Origin of the sequence: Sulfitobacter sp. HI0040 (genome assembly GCF_001634885.1) — a bacterium.
Classification (GTDB): domain Bacteria; phylum Pseudomonadota; class Alphaproteobacteria; order Rhodobacterales; family Rhodobacteraceae; genus Sulfitobacter.
Genome location: NZ_LWEX01000606.1, coordinates 1 through 16,967, shown reverse-complemented (window position 1 = coordinate 16,967; position 16,967 = coordinate 1). Strand labels below are relative to the sequence as shown.

Below are 16,967 nucleotides of genomic sequence, written 5' to 3'. Positions count from 1 at the left end.
GCCGCGAATGGCTGGACGCATCTGGACCTCACCTGCCTGCCCGCGAAATACCATCTCTACCCCGAAAAGATTACCGATGCCGTGCGGGCCGCCGTGGCACGCCACCGCGACAGCTATGACGAGATCTTCGTGGTCTATGCCGATTGCGGGACCGGCGGCACGTTGCAGGCGGCCTGCGACGAGTTGGGCGTGCAGATGATCGCAGGGCCGCATTGCTACAGTTTCTTCGAAGGCAACGACCGCTTCTCGGAAATCGCCGAGGATGAATTCACCGCCTTCTACCTGACCGATTTCCTCGTCCGGCAGTTCGACGCCTTCATCGTCAAGCCCATGGGCCTCGACCGGCATCCCGACCTGCGGGACATGTACTTCGGCAATTACGAAAAGCTGGTCTATCAGGCCCAGACGGACGATCCCGAACTGACCGCCAAGGCACGGCGCTGCGCCGAACGGTTGGGCCTGCGCTTTGAACGCAGGTTGACCGGCTACGGGGATCTCGAAACCTCGCTCGCGGCGCTGCGCTGACAGGCGCTGTGCCTCAGGCCGAAGAGGCGCTCTGCGCGGCGGTTTCGCGGATCCGCTCGATCATGGCGCGCAGCCCGTTGGACCGCTGCGCCGACAGGTGATCGTTGAGGCCGAGCCGTGCCATTTCGGCGCGGGCATCCAGCGCCACCACTTCCCGCGGGGTCAGCCCGTTATAAAGCTTGCGCAGCACGGCAATGAGGCCCGAGACGATCATCGCATCGCTCGCCCCGTCGAAATGCAGCTTGCCGTCATCGAATTGCGCGTGCAGCCAGACCTGAGAGGCGCAGCCCTCCACCTTGGTGGCCGGCACGCGCAGTGCTTCGGGCAGCGCGTCCATCGCCTTGCCCAGATCGATCACATGACGATAGCGGTCTTCCCAGTCGTCCAGAAACTCGAAATCCTCGACCAGCTCCTCGAAGGCTTCCTGCGCCATTTGCGGTCTCCTTCCATTTGCAGCGTCCGAGGCGTAGAACGCCGCCGCGCAAAGGTCCACCCCCTTCCCAAGCCCGGGCCGATAGGATAGTCAAACTTGCAGCAAGAACGAAAGCGGACCTATGCGCAAGACCCTGACACTCCTTTTGGTCGCAACCTTCGCATTGGGCGGTTGCAGCACGGTCCGCGATAGCCGGGTCAATCCGTTCAACTGGTTCGGATCTGCCCGTACCGCGCCGCCCCCCGTCCGCGAAGCGAGCCCGCAGACCAACCCGCTCATTCCTGAGTCCAACGGCCTCTTTTCGCGTCTGCGTGCCGAACCGGAAGAGGAATATCTTGGCCGGCCCTTCGATCAGGTAGCTGATCTGGTTGTCGAACCGGTTCCCGGCGGCGCCATCATCCGGGCAACGGGGGTGGCCGCGCGGCAGGGCATCTACGCGGTGCAGCTTACACCCGTGAACGAGGAAGAAGAACCGGTGGACGGTGTGCTGAGCTACCGGCTCGAAGGGATCCGCCCTGATTTCAATACACGTGTCGGCACGCAGCCTTCCCGCGAAGCGATCGCGGCGCGGAAAGTGACCGATCAGACGCTCGCGGGTGTGACGGCCATTCGCGTCGAAGGCCAGCGCAACGCGATTCTGGCCCGTCGCTGACCGCGCGTTCAGCGGGCTGAGCGAAACGGCTTTCTAAAGCTCCACGACCTTCACGTCGCTGCCGATGGCGGTCAGTGCGATTTCGCCCTCGCAGAGGCGCAGCGCGTCGTTTCCGAACACCTCCTGCCGCCAACCGTTGAGCGCGGGCACGTCGCGCAACCCCGCCGCGATGGCATCGAGGTCCGAGGCGGGCGCGATCAGCTTCGCTGCCACGCCGGCGCTTTCGGTCTTGGCCTTCAGCAAAACGCGCAGAAGGTCCGCCAGCGCAGGGTTCACCTGCAGCTTGTCGCGGCTTCGGTCGATCTTGGGCATATCGCCCGGCTTGCAGGCAACCCCCGCCTTGACCGCGCGCAGGATGCCGTCGGCAATCTCGCCCTTGCGGGCATCGCGCAGCAGCAGGCGGGCGCGGCCCAATTCCTCATATGTGGCGGGCTTCAGGCTCGCCAGTTCCACCAGCGCGTCATCCTTGTAAACCCGGTTGCGCGGAATGTTCCGCGACTGTGCGAGGCTTTCGCGAAAGGCGGCCAGTTCGCGCACGATGGCGAGGAACTTCGCCGAATTGGTCCGGGTCTTCACCCGCTTCCAGGCATCCTGCGGCGCGGTGACATAGGTATCGGGGTTGGTGAGCGTTTCCAGCTCTTCGGTGACCCAATGACCGCGCCCCGTCTCTTCGAGCCGGGCCGCGAGAAATTCGTAGATCTGGCGCAGGTGGGTGACATCGGCCAGCGCATATTTCTTCTGCGCCTCGGACAGGGGACGCCGGGACCAGTCCGTGAAACGCGATGTCTTGTCGAGCGACTGATGCGCAATCTTGCGCACCAGCGTCTCGTAGCCGACCTGCTCACCGAAGCCGCAGACCATGGCCGCCACCTGTGTGTCGAAAAGCGGTTCAGGAAAGACCTTCGCATCGACGAAGAAGATCTCCAGATCCTGACGGGCGGCGTGAAAGACCTTCACCACCGAGGTATCGCGGAAGAGATCGTAGAGCGGCTCCAGCGACAGGCCATCTGACAGCGGGTCCACCAGAACGGCGTTGCTATCGTCCTGCCCGGGCATCGCAAGCTGCACAAGGCAGAGTTTCGAATAATAGGTGCGTTCACGCAGGAACTCGGTATCCACGGTCACGTAGTCGTGGCGGGCCGCCTCCCGGCAAAACTCGGCGAGATCGGCTGTCGTCGTGATCGTTTTCATGAAGATCCTTCACTGGACGGGGAACCGCAATGGGCCTGTTGCATGCCTATATCAACCCCGCGGCCTTGACCAGTATGCAACCTATAGGTTCACGGGCCTGCGATCCCCCGCCGCGAAACGGCGCAGGACAGCAGGGTAAAGCTGATGTTCCCGTGTCAGGACACGCGCGGCCAGCGTATCGGGCGTATCGTCCGGCAACACGGGCACCCGCGCCTGCCCAAGGATGGGGCCATCGTCGAGTGCGGCGGTGACCTCATGCACCGTGCAGCCATGTTCGCGGTCCCCCGCCTCTATCGCGCGGGCATGGGTGTTGAGCCCGCGATAGAGCGGCAGCAGCGAAGGATGAATGTTGATCATCCGGCCCGCCCATGCGTCGGTGAAGCCCGCCGTCAGTTTGCGCATGAACCCGGCAAGGCAGATGATCTGCGGATCATGGGGCGCCAAGGCAGCCTGCAGCGCCGCCTCAAAGGCCGCGCGGTCGCCCGCGAAGGGGCGGTGGTCCACCACCTCGGTGGCGATGCCCTGCGCGCGGGCCCATGCGATACCCCCGGCTTCGGCGGTGTTGGACAGCACCACGCAGGGCCGTGCGGGGTGATCGCCTGTCATGTCCGACACCAGCGCCCGCATGTTCGAGCCGCCGCCGGAGATCAGAATGGCAACCCGTTGGGTCAAAGCAGGCTTCCGTGATAGCGCAGCCCCTCGCCCGCGACGATCCGGCCCGCCTCGAAGGCGGCATGGCCGTCTTCGGCGAAAGCCGCCTTCGCCGCATCGACCTTTTCGGCGGGAACGACGGCGATCATGCCGACGCCTGCATTGAAGGTCTTGAGCATTTCGGCTTGCTCCATGCCGCCGACCTCCGCCAGCCACTGGAACACGGGCGGAAGCGACCAGCTTCCCAGATCAATCTCGGCCCCCAGCCCTTCGGGGAGGACGCGCGGCAGATTTTCCGTCAGCCCGCCGCCGGTGATATGGGCCAGTGCGTTCACCGCATCGTCGCGCAAGGCGGCCACGGCCCCCTTGACGTAGAGCTTCGTGGGGATCAGCAGCGCCTCCCCCAGCGTGGTATCGGACCACGGGCAAGCATCGTTCCAGCCCAGCCCGCTGCGCTCCACGATGCGCCGCACGAGGCTGTAGCCGTTGGAATGCACCCCGGCGCTCGGCAGGGCGAGCAGCACGTCGCCCGCCTCTACATTGCGCGGCAGATCCCGCCCCCGCTCCATCGCGCCGACGGCAAAGCCAGCGAGATCGAAATCACCGCGCGCGTACATGCCCGGCATTTCAGCCGTCTCGCCCCCGATCAGGGCGCAACCCGACTGCGCGCAGCCTTCGGCGATGCTTTCGATGATCGCCGCCGCCTGATCCAGTTCCAGCTTGCCGGTCGCGAAATAGTCGAGAAAGAAGAGCGGCTCGGCCCCCTGACAGACAAGATCGTTGACGCACATCGCCACCAGATCGATGCCGATGCCCGATACATTGCCGGTGTCGATGGCGATGCGCAGCTTAGTACCCACACCGTCCGTAGCCGCCACCAGAACGGGGTCGGAATAGCCTGCCCCCTTGAGGTCGAAAAGCGCGCCGAAACCACCGAGGCCCGACATCACCCCGGGCCGGGCCGTGCGCTTTGCCGCGGGTTTGATCCGGTCGACCAGCGCATTGCCCGCGTCGATATCGACACCGGCATCGGCATAGGTCATCGCTGTCTTGGACGTCGTCATCGCAGGCTCCTTCGGGGCGGACAGAGGCGTTGCGCCGGGGTTAGTCGATCAACTCCGCCAGCGCAACGGCAAGTCTTGACGAAGCCCCCCGCGTTGCATACCCAAGCCCCGTGGCGGGCCTGTAGCTCAATTGGTTAGAGCAGAGCGCTCATAACGCTTTGGTTGCGGGTTCAAGTCCTGCCGGGCCTACCATGCCGTCACCTTCAGCTCCCGCTCCGCTCCAATGCAGCCGCGCGCATCTGCGACAGGGTGACACGCGGGGTCAGCGCCTCGGCCGAGACCACGAGGTCGAGCACCGCCCCATTGCCAGAAGCGCGCGCGCGTTCGAAAGCCGCCGCAAAGTCCTGCGTTTTCTCGACCCGTTCCGCGTGGAAACCATAGGCTTTGGCAAGTGCTACGAAATCGGGGTTCACGTCCATCTCGGTTCCCGAGACGCGGGTGGGGTAGTTGCGTTCCTGATGCGCGCGGATCGTGCCGTAGGTGCCGTTGTTGACGATCAGAAAGATAGGCTGCGCACCGTATTGCGCCGCGGTCGCCAGCTCTTGCGAGGTCATCTGGAAATCGCCGTCGCCCGCGAAACAGACGACCGTGCGGCCCGGCTCCGCGATCTTGGCGGCGATGGCCGCGGGCACGCCGTAGCCCATGGCGCCGGACTGCGGGGCCAGCAGGCGGGCGGAAGGGCCGAAGCGGTAGAACTTGTTGGGCCAGACCGCGAAGTTCCCCGCCCCGTTGGTCAGAATTGCATCCTCGGGCAGCACCTCGCGCAGGTGTGCGGTGACCTTGCCCATATCGACAGGGCTCGGCAGGTCCTCAAGGTCAAAGCCCGCTTCCCATGTCGCCCTTGCCTGCTTGCGCCAATCCGCCCAATCCCCGGAAACCGGCGTCTCTGCCAATGCCACGGCAAAGGCGTTGTGGCCGCAACAGATCCCCAGTTCCGGCTGATAAACCTTGCCAAGCTCCCCGTCCGAGGCGTGAACATGCACCAAGCGCTGATGCGGCTCCGGCACCTCCAGCAGGGTCCAGGCTTCGGTCGAGTTCTCGCCGAACCGGTTGTTGAGGGCGAGGATCACGTCCGCGCTCCGGATCAGGTCGCGCACGCCGGGCATCATGCCGACCCCGGCCTCGCCGCAAAAGGTGTCGGAATGGTTGTCGTACTGGTCCTGATAGCGAAAGACCGAGACGACCGGGATGTCGGAGCTCTCCGCGAAGCGCTGCAGGGCCTCGGACCCTTCCGCCGTCCAGTTGCATCCACCAAAGAGGATGAGAGGCCGCGCCGCCGAGGCGAGGATTTCGCGCGTCTGCGCCACGGCCTCCGCCGCCGGCGCGGCTTCGGGATAGGTGCCGGAACCGGACAGGGCGGCGACGTCGGTGAGTTGGGTTAACATATCCTCGGGCAAGGCGATCACGACGGGACCGGGCCGCCCCGTCGTTGCCGTCTTCCATGCCCGGGCGAGGATTTCGGGGATCCGCGCCACATCGTCGATCTCCGTCGCCCATTTGGCCATGGTGCCGAACACGGCGCGGTAGTCGAGTTCCTGAAAGGCTTCCCGGCCGCGCATGTCGGTCCCGATCTGACCCACGAAGAGCAGCATCGGCGCGCTGTCCTGCATGGCGGTATGCACACCGATGGAGGCATTGGTGGCACCGGGGCCGCGCGTGACCATGCAGATGCCGGGCTTACCCGTCAGCTTGCCCCATGCGGCGGCCATGAAGCTCGCCCCGCCCTCGTGCCTGCAGTTGATGAAGTCGAGCCGCCCCCTGGTATCGTGCAAGGCGTCCAGCACGGCGAGGTAGCTTTCTCCCGGCACCCCGAATGCCTTTGTCGCACCCAGCGCCAACAGAGATTCCACCAGAAGATGCCCACCATGTCGTTTCATCGTCTCGTTCCTTTCAAAGTGGCGGGCGGCCTGCCGCACGGGCCGCGAAGTTCCCGCTATGATGCGGATCGAAACAGCATTCGCGGAGGATTGGCAACCAAACGGGCGCGCGCACTAACGCAACAGCGGGCGCCTCGGGGCGGGCAGTGTCGTCCAGACGAGGCACAGCAGGATCAAACCCACGCCGAACCATGCGGCGGGCGGCAGCGATTCACCGACCACCGTAGCGGCAAGGACGGCGGCAACAGCAGGCTCGAACAGCGTGAGGGTCGTAGCGGTGGAGGCCTCCACCCGGGCAAGGCCCCCGCCGAAAGCGAGATACCCCAGAAACATCGGCACAATCGCCATATAGAGACCGACCGCCATGTTCCCCGCGCTTTCCAGGAACCCGGCCCCCGTGACCAGAAGCACCGGCAGCAACAGCAGCCCGCCCGCGCCGAATGTCGCGCCCATGGCGGCGCGCGGCGGCACCCCGCGCCGCATCATGCGCTGCGCTGTCCAGGAATAGCCCGCGTATGTCCCCCCCGCCAGAAGACCGAGCGCCGCGCCCAGCGGCACATTCCCGGCAAGGGTCTCATCCCCTTCGGTGAGGCTCAGCAGGAGGATACCGGCGAGCCCCAGCGCCGCGCCCACCGCCCAGTGCAGCGACAATGGCCGATGGTCCATCCGGTTTTCGATCAGGGCCGAGACCAACGGAGCGGAACCGATGGAAACGACCGTCCCCACGGTGACCCCCGCAAAATGCATCGATGCGTAGAACGCCAGCGGATAGATCGCGACGGCCACCGCGCCGATGGCCCAAGCGGTTGTCTGCGCGCGCAGGATCGCCCGGTGCGACATGATATGACGCCACGCGGTGAGCGCCTGCAACAGCCCGCCAATGCCCATGGCCGCCGCCCCGATCGCAAGCGGGCCGACCCCCGGCGCGAAGGTCGCGGCGGTGCCGGTCGTCCCCCATGCCACGGCGGCGAAGAGACAGAGGAGCGCGCCCATGGTGCGTTGATCACCGCTCCCCCCGGAGGTCTTGCTGCCTGTCGAAGCCTCGGTTTCTGCGCCTGACGTGGCGATCGCCTCTACCATGTGGCCGTCGCCACCATCGCGCGGGGGCCGTTTGCCTGAGCCGTCCAGAGCTGCATTTCCTCCCCCTCTTGGGTCGCGTTCAGCGTGAAATCAGAGGTGTCGAAGACCGGGGAATGGCTACGGAATGCGAAGCGGCGCGGTGGCTTGCCCGAAAGCGTCCGGGCATATTGGCAGAGCAAAGTGGCCTGCAGCGGGCCGTGCACCACAAGACCGGGATAGCCTTCGTCCTCGCGGGCATAGACAATATCGTAGTGAATCCGATGCGCATTGAAGGTGACCGCAGAATAGCGAAAAAGTAACGCACGGCTGGGGGTTATGCTGCGATGTTCCTGCCCTTCCGGGGCCTTCTGCCCTTGGCCCGGCTTATGGGTCGAAGCTGCCTCGCGGTAAACGATATCCTGCCGCTCGGTCAGCGCTTCGACCCCGTCACAGCGATACACGTGTTCGACGGTGACAAAGCAGAGCGGCCCGCTGCGCCCCTCTTTCGCAACGACATCCCTAACCGTCGAGCGCCGTTCCACCACACTGCCTACCCGCAGCGGCGCGACGAAACTCAACTCTCCCCCCGCCCACATCCGGCGCGGCAGGGTTACCGGCGGCAGAAAGCCCCCGCGCGGCGGATGACCGTCATCTGCCAGCGCGCGCGTCGGCTCCCTGCCTTGGGCGAGGCACCAGTGAATCATCGGCGGCGCCTCTGCCCCTTCCGTCCATTCCCCCGGCAGATCGAGCGTTGCGGCGAACTGTGTTGCTATCCGTGTGGAAAGAACTTCTTCTTCGGTTTCAGATCGACCGATCCATTCGCGCAGCCTTTTTATGTCCATCATCGTCGACATGATTTATGACGTGGATGGGTTATTCGTGAAGCGCGGGGGCCGGGTATGGGGCATTGGGCTATCCTCCTCCAAAGCGGGTCAGGGTACATCTGAACCGCCCTGCCCCCGAATGCAAAGGGTCGTTTCCTTTTTCCCTATGGCATCCTGTGCCCGTCAGCCACCGACGAGCGTGCCCCCGTTGGGATGCAGTACCTGCCCGGTCATGTAAGAGGAATCGTCGCAGGCGAGAAACAGAAGCGAAGGCGCCACCTCGTTCGGCTGCCCCGGTCGACCGAGAGGTGCGTTTTTGCCGAAATCTTCCACCGCCTCTTCGGGGAAGGAGGCCGGGATCAGCGGCGTCCAGATCGGGCCGGGGGCCACCCCGTTTACCAGTATCCCCTCGGGCGCCAGTTTGCCCGACATGGCACGCAGGAACGCAAGGATCGCGCCCTTGGTGGAAGCATAATCGACCAGCAGGTCCTGCCCCTTGTAGGCCGTGACGGACGTGACGCAGATGATGCGCGCACCCTTTTTCAAATGCGGCAACGCGGCCTGCGTCATGAACATCATGCCGAATATATTCGTGCGAAACGTGCGTTCGATCTGCGCTTCCTCGATATCTTCCACATTCTCCTGTGCGTGCTGCTCACCCGCGTCGTTCACCAGAATGTCGAGTTGGCCGAACTTATCCATAGTTTGGCGAACGGCATCCTCGCAGAAGGATTTGTCCCCCACGTCCCCCTTGATCAGCAGGGATTGGCTCCCCTCATCCTCGATGAGGTCCGCTGTTTTGCGGGCATCCTTGTCCTCATCCCGGTAAACAATGGCAACCTTTGCGCCCTCCCGGGCATAGAGTACCGCCGTAGCGCGACCTATCCCGGAATCACCACCCGTGATGAGCGCGACCTTTCCCTTCAGCCGGTCCGAGCCGGGATAGCGCGGCATGTATTGGGGTGCGGGGTCCATTTCATGTTCGAGCCCGGGCTGGCGCTGCGGGCTGTCCATCGGGGTGAAATCCTGTGACATCTGACTCTCCTGAACGCGTTAACCAAAGCGGGTCAGGACGCGGCGCATCCCCCGCTGTGGGATGAACGAGGGACGCCGGTTTTCCGTTCCGACCCGGTAGCGGAGCACATGTGGAAGCTACGGTGCATGAATAGTTCGGAGGACTCGCGGGGCGCCGCGCTTTGTGCATAGCGACTTTAGCAAAGGCCTCCAGCCCGCCTGTCAAGACAGTCTCAAAGCGCTTCTGGGACCTGCCGGTAGAAGTATTGGGAATTTACACATTCTTTGTAAGGATGAGTTGCAAGGCGCAATCACCTCCGGAAGCGAAAATTCGACTTCCATTCAAACTAGTTCTCGTCTTAGTGCCAACCCTGCACGCGAAAGTTGTTTCGGACTCTCTATAACCGGCATCACAGCTATCTTGTTCCTTGGAATTGTTAAGAAATTCCTGTAGGATACTAACACTATACGGACGATGTTTTTCCTTGCCCGCAGATTAACACCTGCTATATGTTCGGTAGCAGCATAAACCATAGGAGTGGTGTACAATGAAATTTATGATCTCCCTTATTAGCTCGGCAGTCGTGCTTTCTTCCGCGGCATTCGCACAGACAACAACGACCGAAGCAGTGCTCGGTCAGTCCGGCAACCCCGAGTATCCCCTTCAGATCCAGGGCCAGAACGGCGTGATCTACAACTGCGAGCCCGAAATCGTTGTGACAAACGGCGTTCGCGGCCGTAACTGCATCCAAGCAGGTACTGGCGGTCTCTTCGACGGCGGTCTGGCAACAGCTGCGACAGTCGGTGCCGGCGTTCTGCTCGTTGCAGCTATTGCAGCTGACGACGACGACTCGACCACGACAACAACTACACCCTGATCTTCCTTGGGCGTATAGAACGCCCTTTAGGATCAGCATCGATACGCCCTGCGGTAATTCACCGTGGGGCGTTTCCTTTTTGGATTTTTGCAAAACTCGTTTGCTGCGCTTTCAGAACCTCCTGCTTGAAACGACCAACTACCGGTACGCGAAGCAGGAATAGAGCCCAAAGGCTAACTTAGGGTAAAAAGCCGCCGCGTTGTTGCGGCGACTCCCGACCCCCCAAGCCCAGCTAGCCTTTCAACACATCCCCCAGAACCTTGGCTAGGCCCGCGTCCGAAAACGGCTTGTCCAGCTTCGCGGTGATGTACTTGGCTCCGCCTTCCGGCATGTCGGCATAGCCTGTCGCGAGGATGATGGGCATGTCAGGCCTGGATTCGCGGACCTGCTGCGCCAGTTCGACGCCGGTCATCTTCGGCATGGCCTGATCGGTGACGATCAATTCGATATCCGGGCGCTCCGAAAGTTGGGTGAGCGCCTCTGCACCCGAATGGGCCTCGATCACCTCGTGACCGAGATCCTCCAGCATCGCGACGGTGCCCATGGAGACGAGGAAATCGTCGTCGACGGCAAGGATCACGCGGCTGCGGTCCGTCTTGGTTTGCTGCTCTTCGGCTTCCGCTTCCGCTTCGCCGGTCTCTGCATCCTGTTCGGCCACCGGCAGCAACAGGCAGGCCTTCGTGCCCTCCCCCAAGGTACTTTCCATGATGAACGTGCCCCCCGATTGCTTCGCCAGACCATGTACCATGGACAGGCCCAGCCCGGTGCCCTTGCCCACACCCTTGGTGGTAAAGAAAGGTTCCATGGCCTGAGACAGCGTCGCGGAATCCATCCCCGATCCGTTGTCGGAGACCGAGATCCGCACATAGCGGCCCGGCTCCAGATCACGGGGCTCGTCCCAATCCACTTCATCGACGGTGATGGAGATCGTACCGGTCCCGTCCAGCGCATCGCGACTGTTCACGGCAAGGTTCAGGATCGCCATTTCAAGCTGGTTACGGTCCACCAGCGCCGGCGCCACATCTTCGGCAACCGTCATTTCAAGCTCGATCTCGGCGCCCAGGGACCGCTGCAGCAGATCCCGCATATCCGGCACCAATGCACCGACATCGACCACATGGGCGTTCAGGTCCTGCTTTCGCGCGAACGCGAGCATCCGCTGGGTAAGGCGCGCGCCCCGTTCCGTTGCCTGTCGGGCGTTGTCGATAAAGCGGCTGACCTCGTCCGAAGGTGCCACCAGCCGCTTCTGCAGAAGGTTGAGGCTCGACTGGATCGCCATGAGCAGGTTGTTGAAGTCATGTGCAACGCCCCCGGTCAGCTGGCCGATCATCTCCAGCTTCTGGCTCTGGCGCAGGGCGGCTTCGGTTTCCGCCAGTGCTGCTTCGCGCGCGCGCTCCTCGGTCACATTGCGCCCGAAGGCATAGATGCGGCCATTGCGCATCGTTGCCGACCACACGAAGGTAAGATAGCTGCCGTCCTTGTGCCGCAGCCGGTTTTCGTAGGGTTTGGCCACAGGGTCATTTTCGATGTTGTCAAACGCCGCCACGGTCTTGTCCATGTCGTCCGGATGCAGAAGCGGCTCGAATGTCTTGCCGATCAGCTCCTCCGGCGCATATCCCAACTGACGCTGCCAGGCCGCATTGACCGTCTCTGCGCTGCCGTCCTGCGCCACCACGGCCAGCAGATCCTCGGTCAGGTCCCATGCCGTGTCGCGCTGCTTTGTCAGTTCATGCACTTCCTCCGTGCGGGCGACCACTTCGTCGTGAATATCGGTGCAGGTTCCGTACCAGCGCTTGATCGTCCCGTCCGGCCCGCGCACGGGTTGGGCCCGGCCCAGCACCCAGCGATAGGCGCCGGAGCGGTGGCGAAGGCGGTACTCAATCTCGTAGGGTTCGCCCGTATCCAGTGAATGCTGCCAGATACGCCGGGATCTTTCCTGATCCTCCTCATGGAACATCCCGTTCCAGGCATCCCCGTCCGTCGAATTCTTGGGCACGCCGGTATATTCGTACCACCGATCGTTGTAAAAATCGTGAAAGCCGTCAGGGCGGGTCGACCAGATCATCTGATCGACGGAATTCACGATGGTATGAAAGCGCGTCTCGCTTTCGAGCAACTGGCTTTCGCGGAGCTCGATTTCCTCCACATGCTGACGGGCTTGAACCTGCCTTACACGCGCCGCAAGCGCCCAGTTGATTGCGCGTATAAGCTCTTCGGCGTGCAGCGGGCGCGAAAGCAGGATCACATTCCGCAGGGTATCGATGCGGGATGTCGCGTTCCGGCTTCGCTGGCTTGCCGTACCGTTGGAAAGAACGACAAACGGCAGATCCGACCATGAAGGCTGATCGGCAATCGCCTCCTGCACGACGGCAAGATTATCGCTCGCCATCGCTTCTTCGGTCATCAATATGCAGCCGATGTGGTTGCGGATATGGGATCCGAGTTCGGAAAGCGTGTCTACCGTTACCGCGTCATACCCTTCCTTTTCCAAAAGCTTCAGCGCAACCTGGGCGTCCCGCCCATGGGGGGCAAAGATCGCGATGGTCGTAAGCTTTTCATCCGCCTGTCGGGATCCCGGGGAGGGGTTACCGAAAGCGTTCACCGCGAAGACCCTTCCCTTCCGGAATCGGAAAGAAGCGGGCCGGCCTCGAACACCGGGGCCCCCGACAGGATACCGGTAAAGGCCGCTATGGGGTCCCCGATCTCGATCCCCTTGTCGCTTATGCGGAACTCGCGCAGACTGCGTTCATGCTCCGCCGTGCGTGTCTTGACCACGGCGATGGACTTGAGCACGGAACCCTTCGCCTCGAAGAAGCGCAGGAGCATGACCGTATCGGCAAGATAGCTGACATCGATATCGCTGCGCAGATCGCCGATAATCCCATGCTGTCCGAGAATCATCAGCGAAACGACACCCTGCTGGCTGAGGTAGCTCAGCAATTCATGCAGCTGGAGCACGAGGTAATTGTCGCTCGGCATGGCGTAGAGATAGGCGTTGAGGCTGTCGATCGCCACGATATCGGCGTTATGCTCCTCCACCGCGTAGCGGACCATGGTGGCAAATTCGCCGGGGGAAAGCTCTGCCGGGTCGATCTGGCGCAGGATCAGTTGCCCGTTGTCGAGATAGGGTTGCAAATCCATACCCAGCGCTTTTGACCGGATGATCAGCGTCGATAGCCGTTCGTCGAAAAGATAATATGCGGCGTTCTGGCCCTTGCGCAGGGCGGCGAGCATGCAGCGGATCGCGGTGGTGGTCTTGCCCACGCCCGCGGGCCCCACGAGCAGCGTGTTGGTCCCCGGCACAAGCCCTTGGCCCAGAAGCGCATCGAGACCGGCAAGCCCCGTGGTCACAGGCTCGGAGGAGAAGGTCCGGTGATGTTCTGACGCGATCAGGCGGGGATGAACCTCTAGCCCGCCCCGTTCGATGGAAAAATCATGGTACCCGCCGCGATACTTCAGCCCGCGCATCTTCACGATCCTCATCCGGCGGCGTTCCGATCCGAAGTCGCTGGCGGATTGCTCAAGCGAGATCACCCCATGTGCGATCGAATGAAGCTGCAGATCGTTCGACCCTGCGCTGTGATCGTCCAGCACCAGCACGGTGCAGTTGCGCTTGGCGAAGAAGTGTTTGAGGGCGAGGATCTGGCGGCGGTAACGCAGCGGGTTCTGCGCCAACAGCCGCAGCTCTGACAGGCTGTCCAGCACGACCCGCTTCGGGCTGGTCTGCTCCACCCGGCTCATCACGCCTTTGACGGTCTCGCCCAATTCGAATTCGCTGGGATGCAGCAAAGTCTGTTCATTCTCGATACTGAAGTCTTCTTCCGGGACCAGTTCGAACAGTTCCAGACCGCTCAGATCCCAACCATGGGAGTTCGCAACTTCGTTGAGTTCCTGAATGGTCTCTGACAGCGTGATATAAAGGCCACGCTCCCCGTTTTTATGCCCTTCCAAGAGGAAGCGCATCGAAAGGGTCGTCTTGCCGGAGCCCGGTGTGCCTTCGACGAGATACAGACGGCTTTTGGTCAGGCCGCCGCATAGAACGTCGTCCAACCCTTTGGTGCCAGTACATATTCTCTCGCCGCTCCAGCTAGACGGGTTAGTCGAATCATTCATTACAAGTATCCAGAACAGTCGTTTTTCTGGAACATAGGGCGAAGCCTCGAAAAGGTGTAGTGAAACAGCACCCAAACTTTACCGAAGGGAAGTATCGGCGCGACGCCTGGCCCACCCGCTATTCAGCGACCAGGGGTTGAGGTTCCGGCAGCTCATAGGGGGCAAAACGCCGCGGTGCGACAAAGGACGCAGCGCCACGGCGGGCCCGGTCGTAAAGCCCTTCATAGCCGCGCACCATGGTATCGAGGCTGAAGTTCTCCGCCACACGTCGACGGACCATGGCCCGGTCTATCCGACCTGCGACCTTGATCGCCTCTGCCAGGGCGTCGATATCGCCTTCCGGGACGAGGCGACCGCCATTTCCCGTGACTTCCGCCGCAGCGCCCCGGGCGAAGCCTGCCACCGGCACGCCGCAGGCCATGGCTTCGGCAGCGACCAGACCGAAGGGTTCGTTCCAGCAGGGCGTGAACAGTGCGACAGAGGCCGCACCGATCCGTGCGCGCAGTTGCGACTGATCAAGGTGCCCCTCATAGGTGATCCGCTCATCAAGGTAGGGTGCCACCTCCGTCTCGAAATAGTCCTGATGTTCGATCACCCCATAGATCCTCAGGCGCACCCCCGCGCGCCTTGCGGCCTGCACGGCGGGGCCGGTTCCCTTCGTGGGGGTGATCCTTCCGACCCAGACGGCGGTTCCGTCGCCCTGAGCCACGAAATCCCACTTCGCAAGGTCGATCCCGTTGTAGACAACATGCCCCTCTTCCGGTTTGTGCTCCGGCCACCATTCGTTCAACTGATCCTGCGAACAGACGGTGAAATGGCACCAGGGGGCGATTGAATCCTCCACCGCCCGGCGCAGCACCTTGAAAGGCGGCACATGCAGCGAGGTGAGCATCGGCATGCCGATTTGACGCGCGTGCCGGGGCAGATAGCGGTGAAGGGAATTGTTGTGCACGACGTCGAAACGATCCGGAGTCAGCTTCGGCAGTACCGCCCCATAGGCCGTATCGAGATGCGTGTTCAGCACCTCCGTACCGTGAAAGTCATGCCATGGATAGACCGCGTCATAATGCCGGGTGACGATGGGTTCCAACGCGATGCCCGCGTCCGGCTTGCTGTCACCTGAGGCAAAGAGCGTCACTTCATGGCCCCGGTCGCGCAGCACAGTCGCCAGCATATGCGAATGCGCTTCCATCCCGCCCATGAAAGGCGCTGCGATGGCATGACGGATATGAGAGACGATGGCGATGCGCATGGCGGCTACTCTGCGGCTGGCAACAGAAGACGGGACTGCGCCTTTTCCAGTTCCGCGTGACGCTTGCGCCACGCCACCTTCGGGTCGACGCCATCGAGGATGTCGAGCACCCGCCGGGTGCTGGCAAAAGGCATATCCGGATCCTGACGGCACAACGCGATGTCGTCCTCGTTCGGCTCTCTCAGGATGCGCAGGCCTTGGGGCGTGTTCTCGATCAGCCCCATGCGGACGAAGGCGTGCAGCCAGTGCTCCATCGTGCGGTGGCCCCATTTCTCTGCAAAAAGCTCCGCATTTCGGATGACCGATGCAACATGATGGATCGGGGGCATGAAGTGCACATGATACTGGTGATAGGCCCGCGCACCGCGCGCCCAGTAGATCGGCATCCCCGCCTCGGCGACCTGCCGCCCGAAATCAGTATCCTCGCCACCATATCCTTTGTAGCGCTCATCAAAGCCGCCGATCGCCTCCCAGTCTTCGCGCGTCATCGCGAAGTTGAGGGACCAGAAGCAGCGGTAGTCTTCGCAGAGATCGAGCGCGCCTTCGGGCGGGCCGCGCCGGTCGGTATGGCACACTGCGATACGGTCGAAAGCGTCGTAATCGATGCCATCCCGGGCCGCGCCACCCGGCAGATACAGCACTTCCCCCATATAGAGGCCCGGTCCGTGATCGAGATGTGCGGCATAATCCGCGACGAGCCTCGGCGCCGGGATGCAATCGACATCGAGAAAGACGAGCTTCTCCCCCTTCGATTGCGCGGCGGCCCGGTTCCGGGCGCCTGCAAGGGGCATATCGTTCTGGTCCATGCGCAATTGCCGGATCGGGAAATTCGTGCGCGGAAGGTCGCGGTAGATATCGTCCTGCATCACGGCGATGACCAGCTCCACAGGTTGCTGCGTCTGCCGTGCGAGACCGCGCACTACGTTGCGCAGATGTTCCTCGCGCCCCGCGGCGATTGTCAGGACGGATACGTCAGACATGATTGACCTCTTTCTTCATCTGGTTTGTCGGTTCATAGGACCAGAGCCGCGCGATCAGCGCCTCCAGCCAGTCTGCGGTGGCAAGTGCGGCATCCGCCCGCACCAGCGATCCCTGCAGCGCCGGATCGTGGCGCGCCTCGGCTTCGGCTTCGGCCGCACGCCACGCCTGAACGGAGGCGGGGAAATCTTGCAGGTGCAGCGCCACACCGGCCTTGGCCAGTGCTTGCGCCTTGCGCAACTGCTCATCGAAGTAGCGCCATTCAGGGACAACGATCCACGGCTTGCCCGCCCGCAATACCTGCGTGCAGGTGGTGTTTCCGGCGGAGGAAACGACCAGATCGGCAGCGGCGATATGGTCCTCCACCCCGTCGACCCAGCCCGCGTGCTTAAGGTTGATGCAGGGTGTCGCATGCCAATCCGTCGCGATGCGGCCCACCGTGATCCACTGGCTCTC

Annotated in this window: 16 protein-coding genes and 1 tRNA gene; 4 read left to right on the top strand and 13 right to left on the bottom strand. The window is 62.8% G+C overall.

Going from position 1 to position 16,967, the window contains the following annotated elements; genetic code table 11:
• The coding region (locus tag A3728_RS21595; RefSeq protein WP_067928670.1) for a DUF1638 domain-containing protein at positions 1 to 525 on the top strand (525 nt) is incomplete at its 5' end.
• A gap of 13 nt (positions 526 to 538) precedes the next feature.
• Here the strand turns inward: A3728_RS21595 and A3728_RS21590 are convergent.
• Positions 539 to 958 (bottom strand): SufE family protein, encoded by a 420-nt coding sequence (locus tag A3728_RS21590; protein WP_067928668.1) that lies wholly within the window; start codon positions 956 to 958, stop codon positions 539 to 541.
• Positions 959 to 1,079: 121 nt separating this feature from the next.
• On the opposite strand from A3728_RS21590, the gene A3728_RS21585 reads away from it, so the two are divergent.
• A complete protein-coding gene (locus A3728_RS21585) occupies positions 1,080 to 1,610 on the top strand; it encodes a hypothetical protein (protein WP_067928666.1) in 531 nt (176 codons plus the stop codon).
• A gap of 33 nt (positions 1,611 to 1,643) precedes the next feature.
• On the opposite strand, the gene rnd is transcribed toward A3728_RS21585, so the two are convergent.
• The 3 genes from rnd to purM all read right to left on the bottom strand — a co-directional run bounded on the left by rnd (position 1,644) and on the right by purM (position 4,516).
• Entirely contained in the window at positions 1,644 to 2,801 is a 1,158-nt protein-coding gene (gene rnd / locus A3728_RS21580) for a ribonuclease D (RefSeq protein WP_067928664.1), read from the bottom strand.
• A gap of 81 nt (positions 2,802 to 2,882) precedes the next feature.
• Complete coding sequence (purN, locus tag A3728_RS21575) at positions 2,883 to 3,473, bottom strand: phosphoribosylglycinamide formyltransferase (RefSeq protein ID WP_067928662.1); 591 nt, start codon at positions 3,471 to 3,473, stop codon at positions 2,883 to 2,885.
• A complete protein-coding gene (gene purM / locus A3728_RS21570; protein ID WP_067928660.1) occupies positions 3,470 to 4,516 on the bottom strand; it encodes a phosphoribosylformylglycinamidine cyclo-ligase in 1,047 nt (348 codons plus the stop codon). The genes purN and purM overlap by 4 nt, the downstream gene beginning before the upstream one ends.
• A gap of 115 nt (positions 4,517 to 4,631) precedes the next feature.
• Here purM and A3728_RS21565 point away from each other — a divergent pair.
• Positions 4,632 to 4,708, top strand: a tRNA-Ile gene (locus A3728_RS21565).
• Positions 4,709 to 4,719: 11 nt separating this feature from the next.
• Here the strand turns inward: A3728_RS21565 and A3728_RS21560 are convergent.
• The 4 genes from A3728_RS21560 to A3728_RS21545 all read right to left on the bottom strand — a co-directional run bounded on the left by A3728_RS21560 (position 4,720) and on the right by A3728_RS21545 (position 9,311).
• Positions 4,720 to 6,393 (bottom strand): thiamine pyrophosphate-dependent enzyme, encoded by a 1,674-nt coding sequence (locus A3728_RS21560; RefSeq protein ID WP_067928657.1) that lies wholly within the window; start codon positions 6,391 to 6,393, stop codon positions 4,720 to 4,722.
• A 114-nt stretch (positions 6,394 to 6,507) separates the two neighbouring features.
• Entirely contained in the window at positions 6,508 to 7,473 is a 966-nt protein-coding gene (locus tag A3728_RS21555; protein ID WP_082851092.1) for a DMT family transporter, read from the bottom strand.
• Entirely contained in the window at positions 7,467 to 8,297 is an 831-nt protein-coding gene (locus tag A3728_RS21550; RefSeq protein ID WP_201722202.1) for an FAS1-like dehydratase domain-containing protein, read from the bottom strand. Before A3728_RS21550 ends, A3728_RS21555 begins: the two co-directional genes overlap by 7 nt.
• A gap of 162 nt (positions 8,298 to 8,459) precedes the next feature.
• On the bottom strand, positions 8,460 to 9,311 hold the full coding sequence (locus A3728_RS21545) for an SDR family oxidoreductase (protein WP_067928653.1): 852 nt from the start codon (positions 9,309 to 9,311) through the stop codon (positions 8,460 to 8,462).
• A gap of 527 nt (positions 9,312 to 9,838) precedes the next feature.
• Between A3728_RS21545 and A3728_RS21540 the strand changes: the two genes are divergently transcribed.
• On the top strand, positions 9,839 to 10,168 hold the full coding sequence (locus A3728_RS21540; protein WP_067928651.1) for a hypothetical protein: 330 nt from the start codon (positions 9,839 to 9,841) through the stop codon (positions 10,166 to 10,168).
• Between the two features lie 232 nt (positions 10,169 to 10,400).
• Here A3728_RS21540 and A3728_RS21535 read toward each other — a convergent pair whose 3' ends face one another.
• The 5 genes from A3728_RS21535 to A3728_RS21515 all read right to left on the bottom strand — a co-directional run.
• Positions 10,401 to 12,770, bottom strand: a complete 2,370-nt coding sequence (locus A3728_RS21535; RefSeq protein ID WP_067928649.1) for a hybrid sensor histidine kinase/response regulator — start codon at positions 12,768 to 12,770, stop codon at positions 10,401 to 10,403.
• On the bottom strand, positions 12,767 to 14,281 hold the full coding sequence (locus tag A3728_RS21530; protein ID WP_067928646.1) for an ATPase domain-containing protein: 1,515 nt from the start codon (positions 14,279 to 14,281) through the stop codon (positions 12,767 to 12,769). Before A3728_RS21530 ends, A3728_RS21535 begins: the two co-directional genes overlap by 4 nt.
• A 118-nt stretch (positions 14,282 to 14,399) precedes the next feature.
• Complete coding sequence (locus A3728_RS21525) at positions 14,400 to 15,533, bottom strand: glycosyltransferase family 4 protein (RefSeq protein WP_067928644.1); 1,134 nt, start codon at positions 15,531 to 15,533, stop codon at positions 14,400 to 14,402.
• A 5-nt stretch (positions 15,534 to 15,538) separates the two neighbouring features.
• Positions 15,539 to 16,513: a glycosyltransferase family 2 protein gene (locus tag A3728_RS21520; RefSeq protein ID WP_067928641.1), complete on the bottom strand. Its 975-nt coding sequence runs from the start codon at positions 16,511 to 16,513 to the stop codon at positions 15,539 to 15,541.
• Positions 16,506 to 16,967 (bottom strand): glycosyltransferase (locus A3728_RS21515; RefSeq protein WP_269084909.1); only part of this gene is annotated, 462 nt, incomplete at its 5' end. The genes A3728_RS21515 and A3728_RS21520, both read right to left, overlap by 8 nt.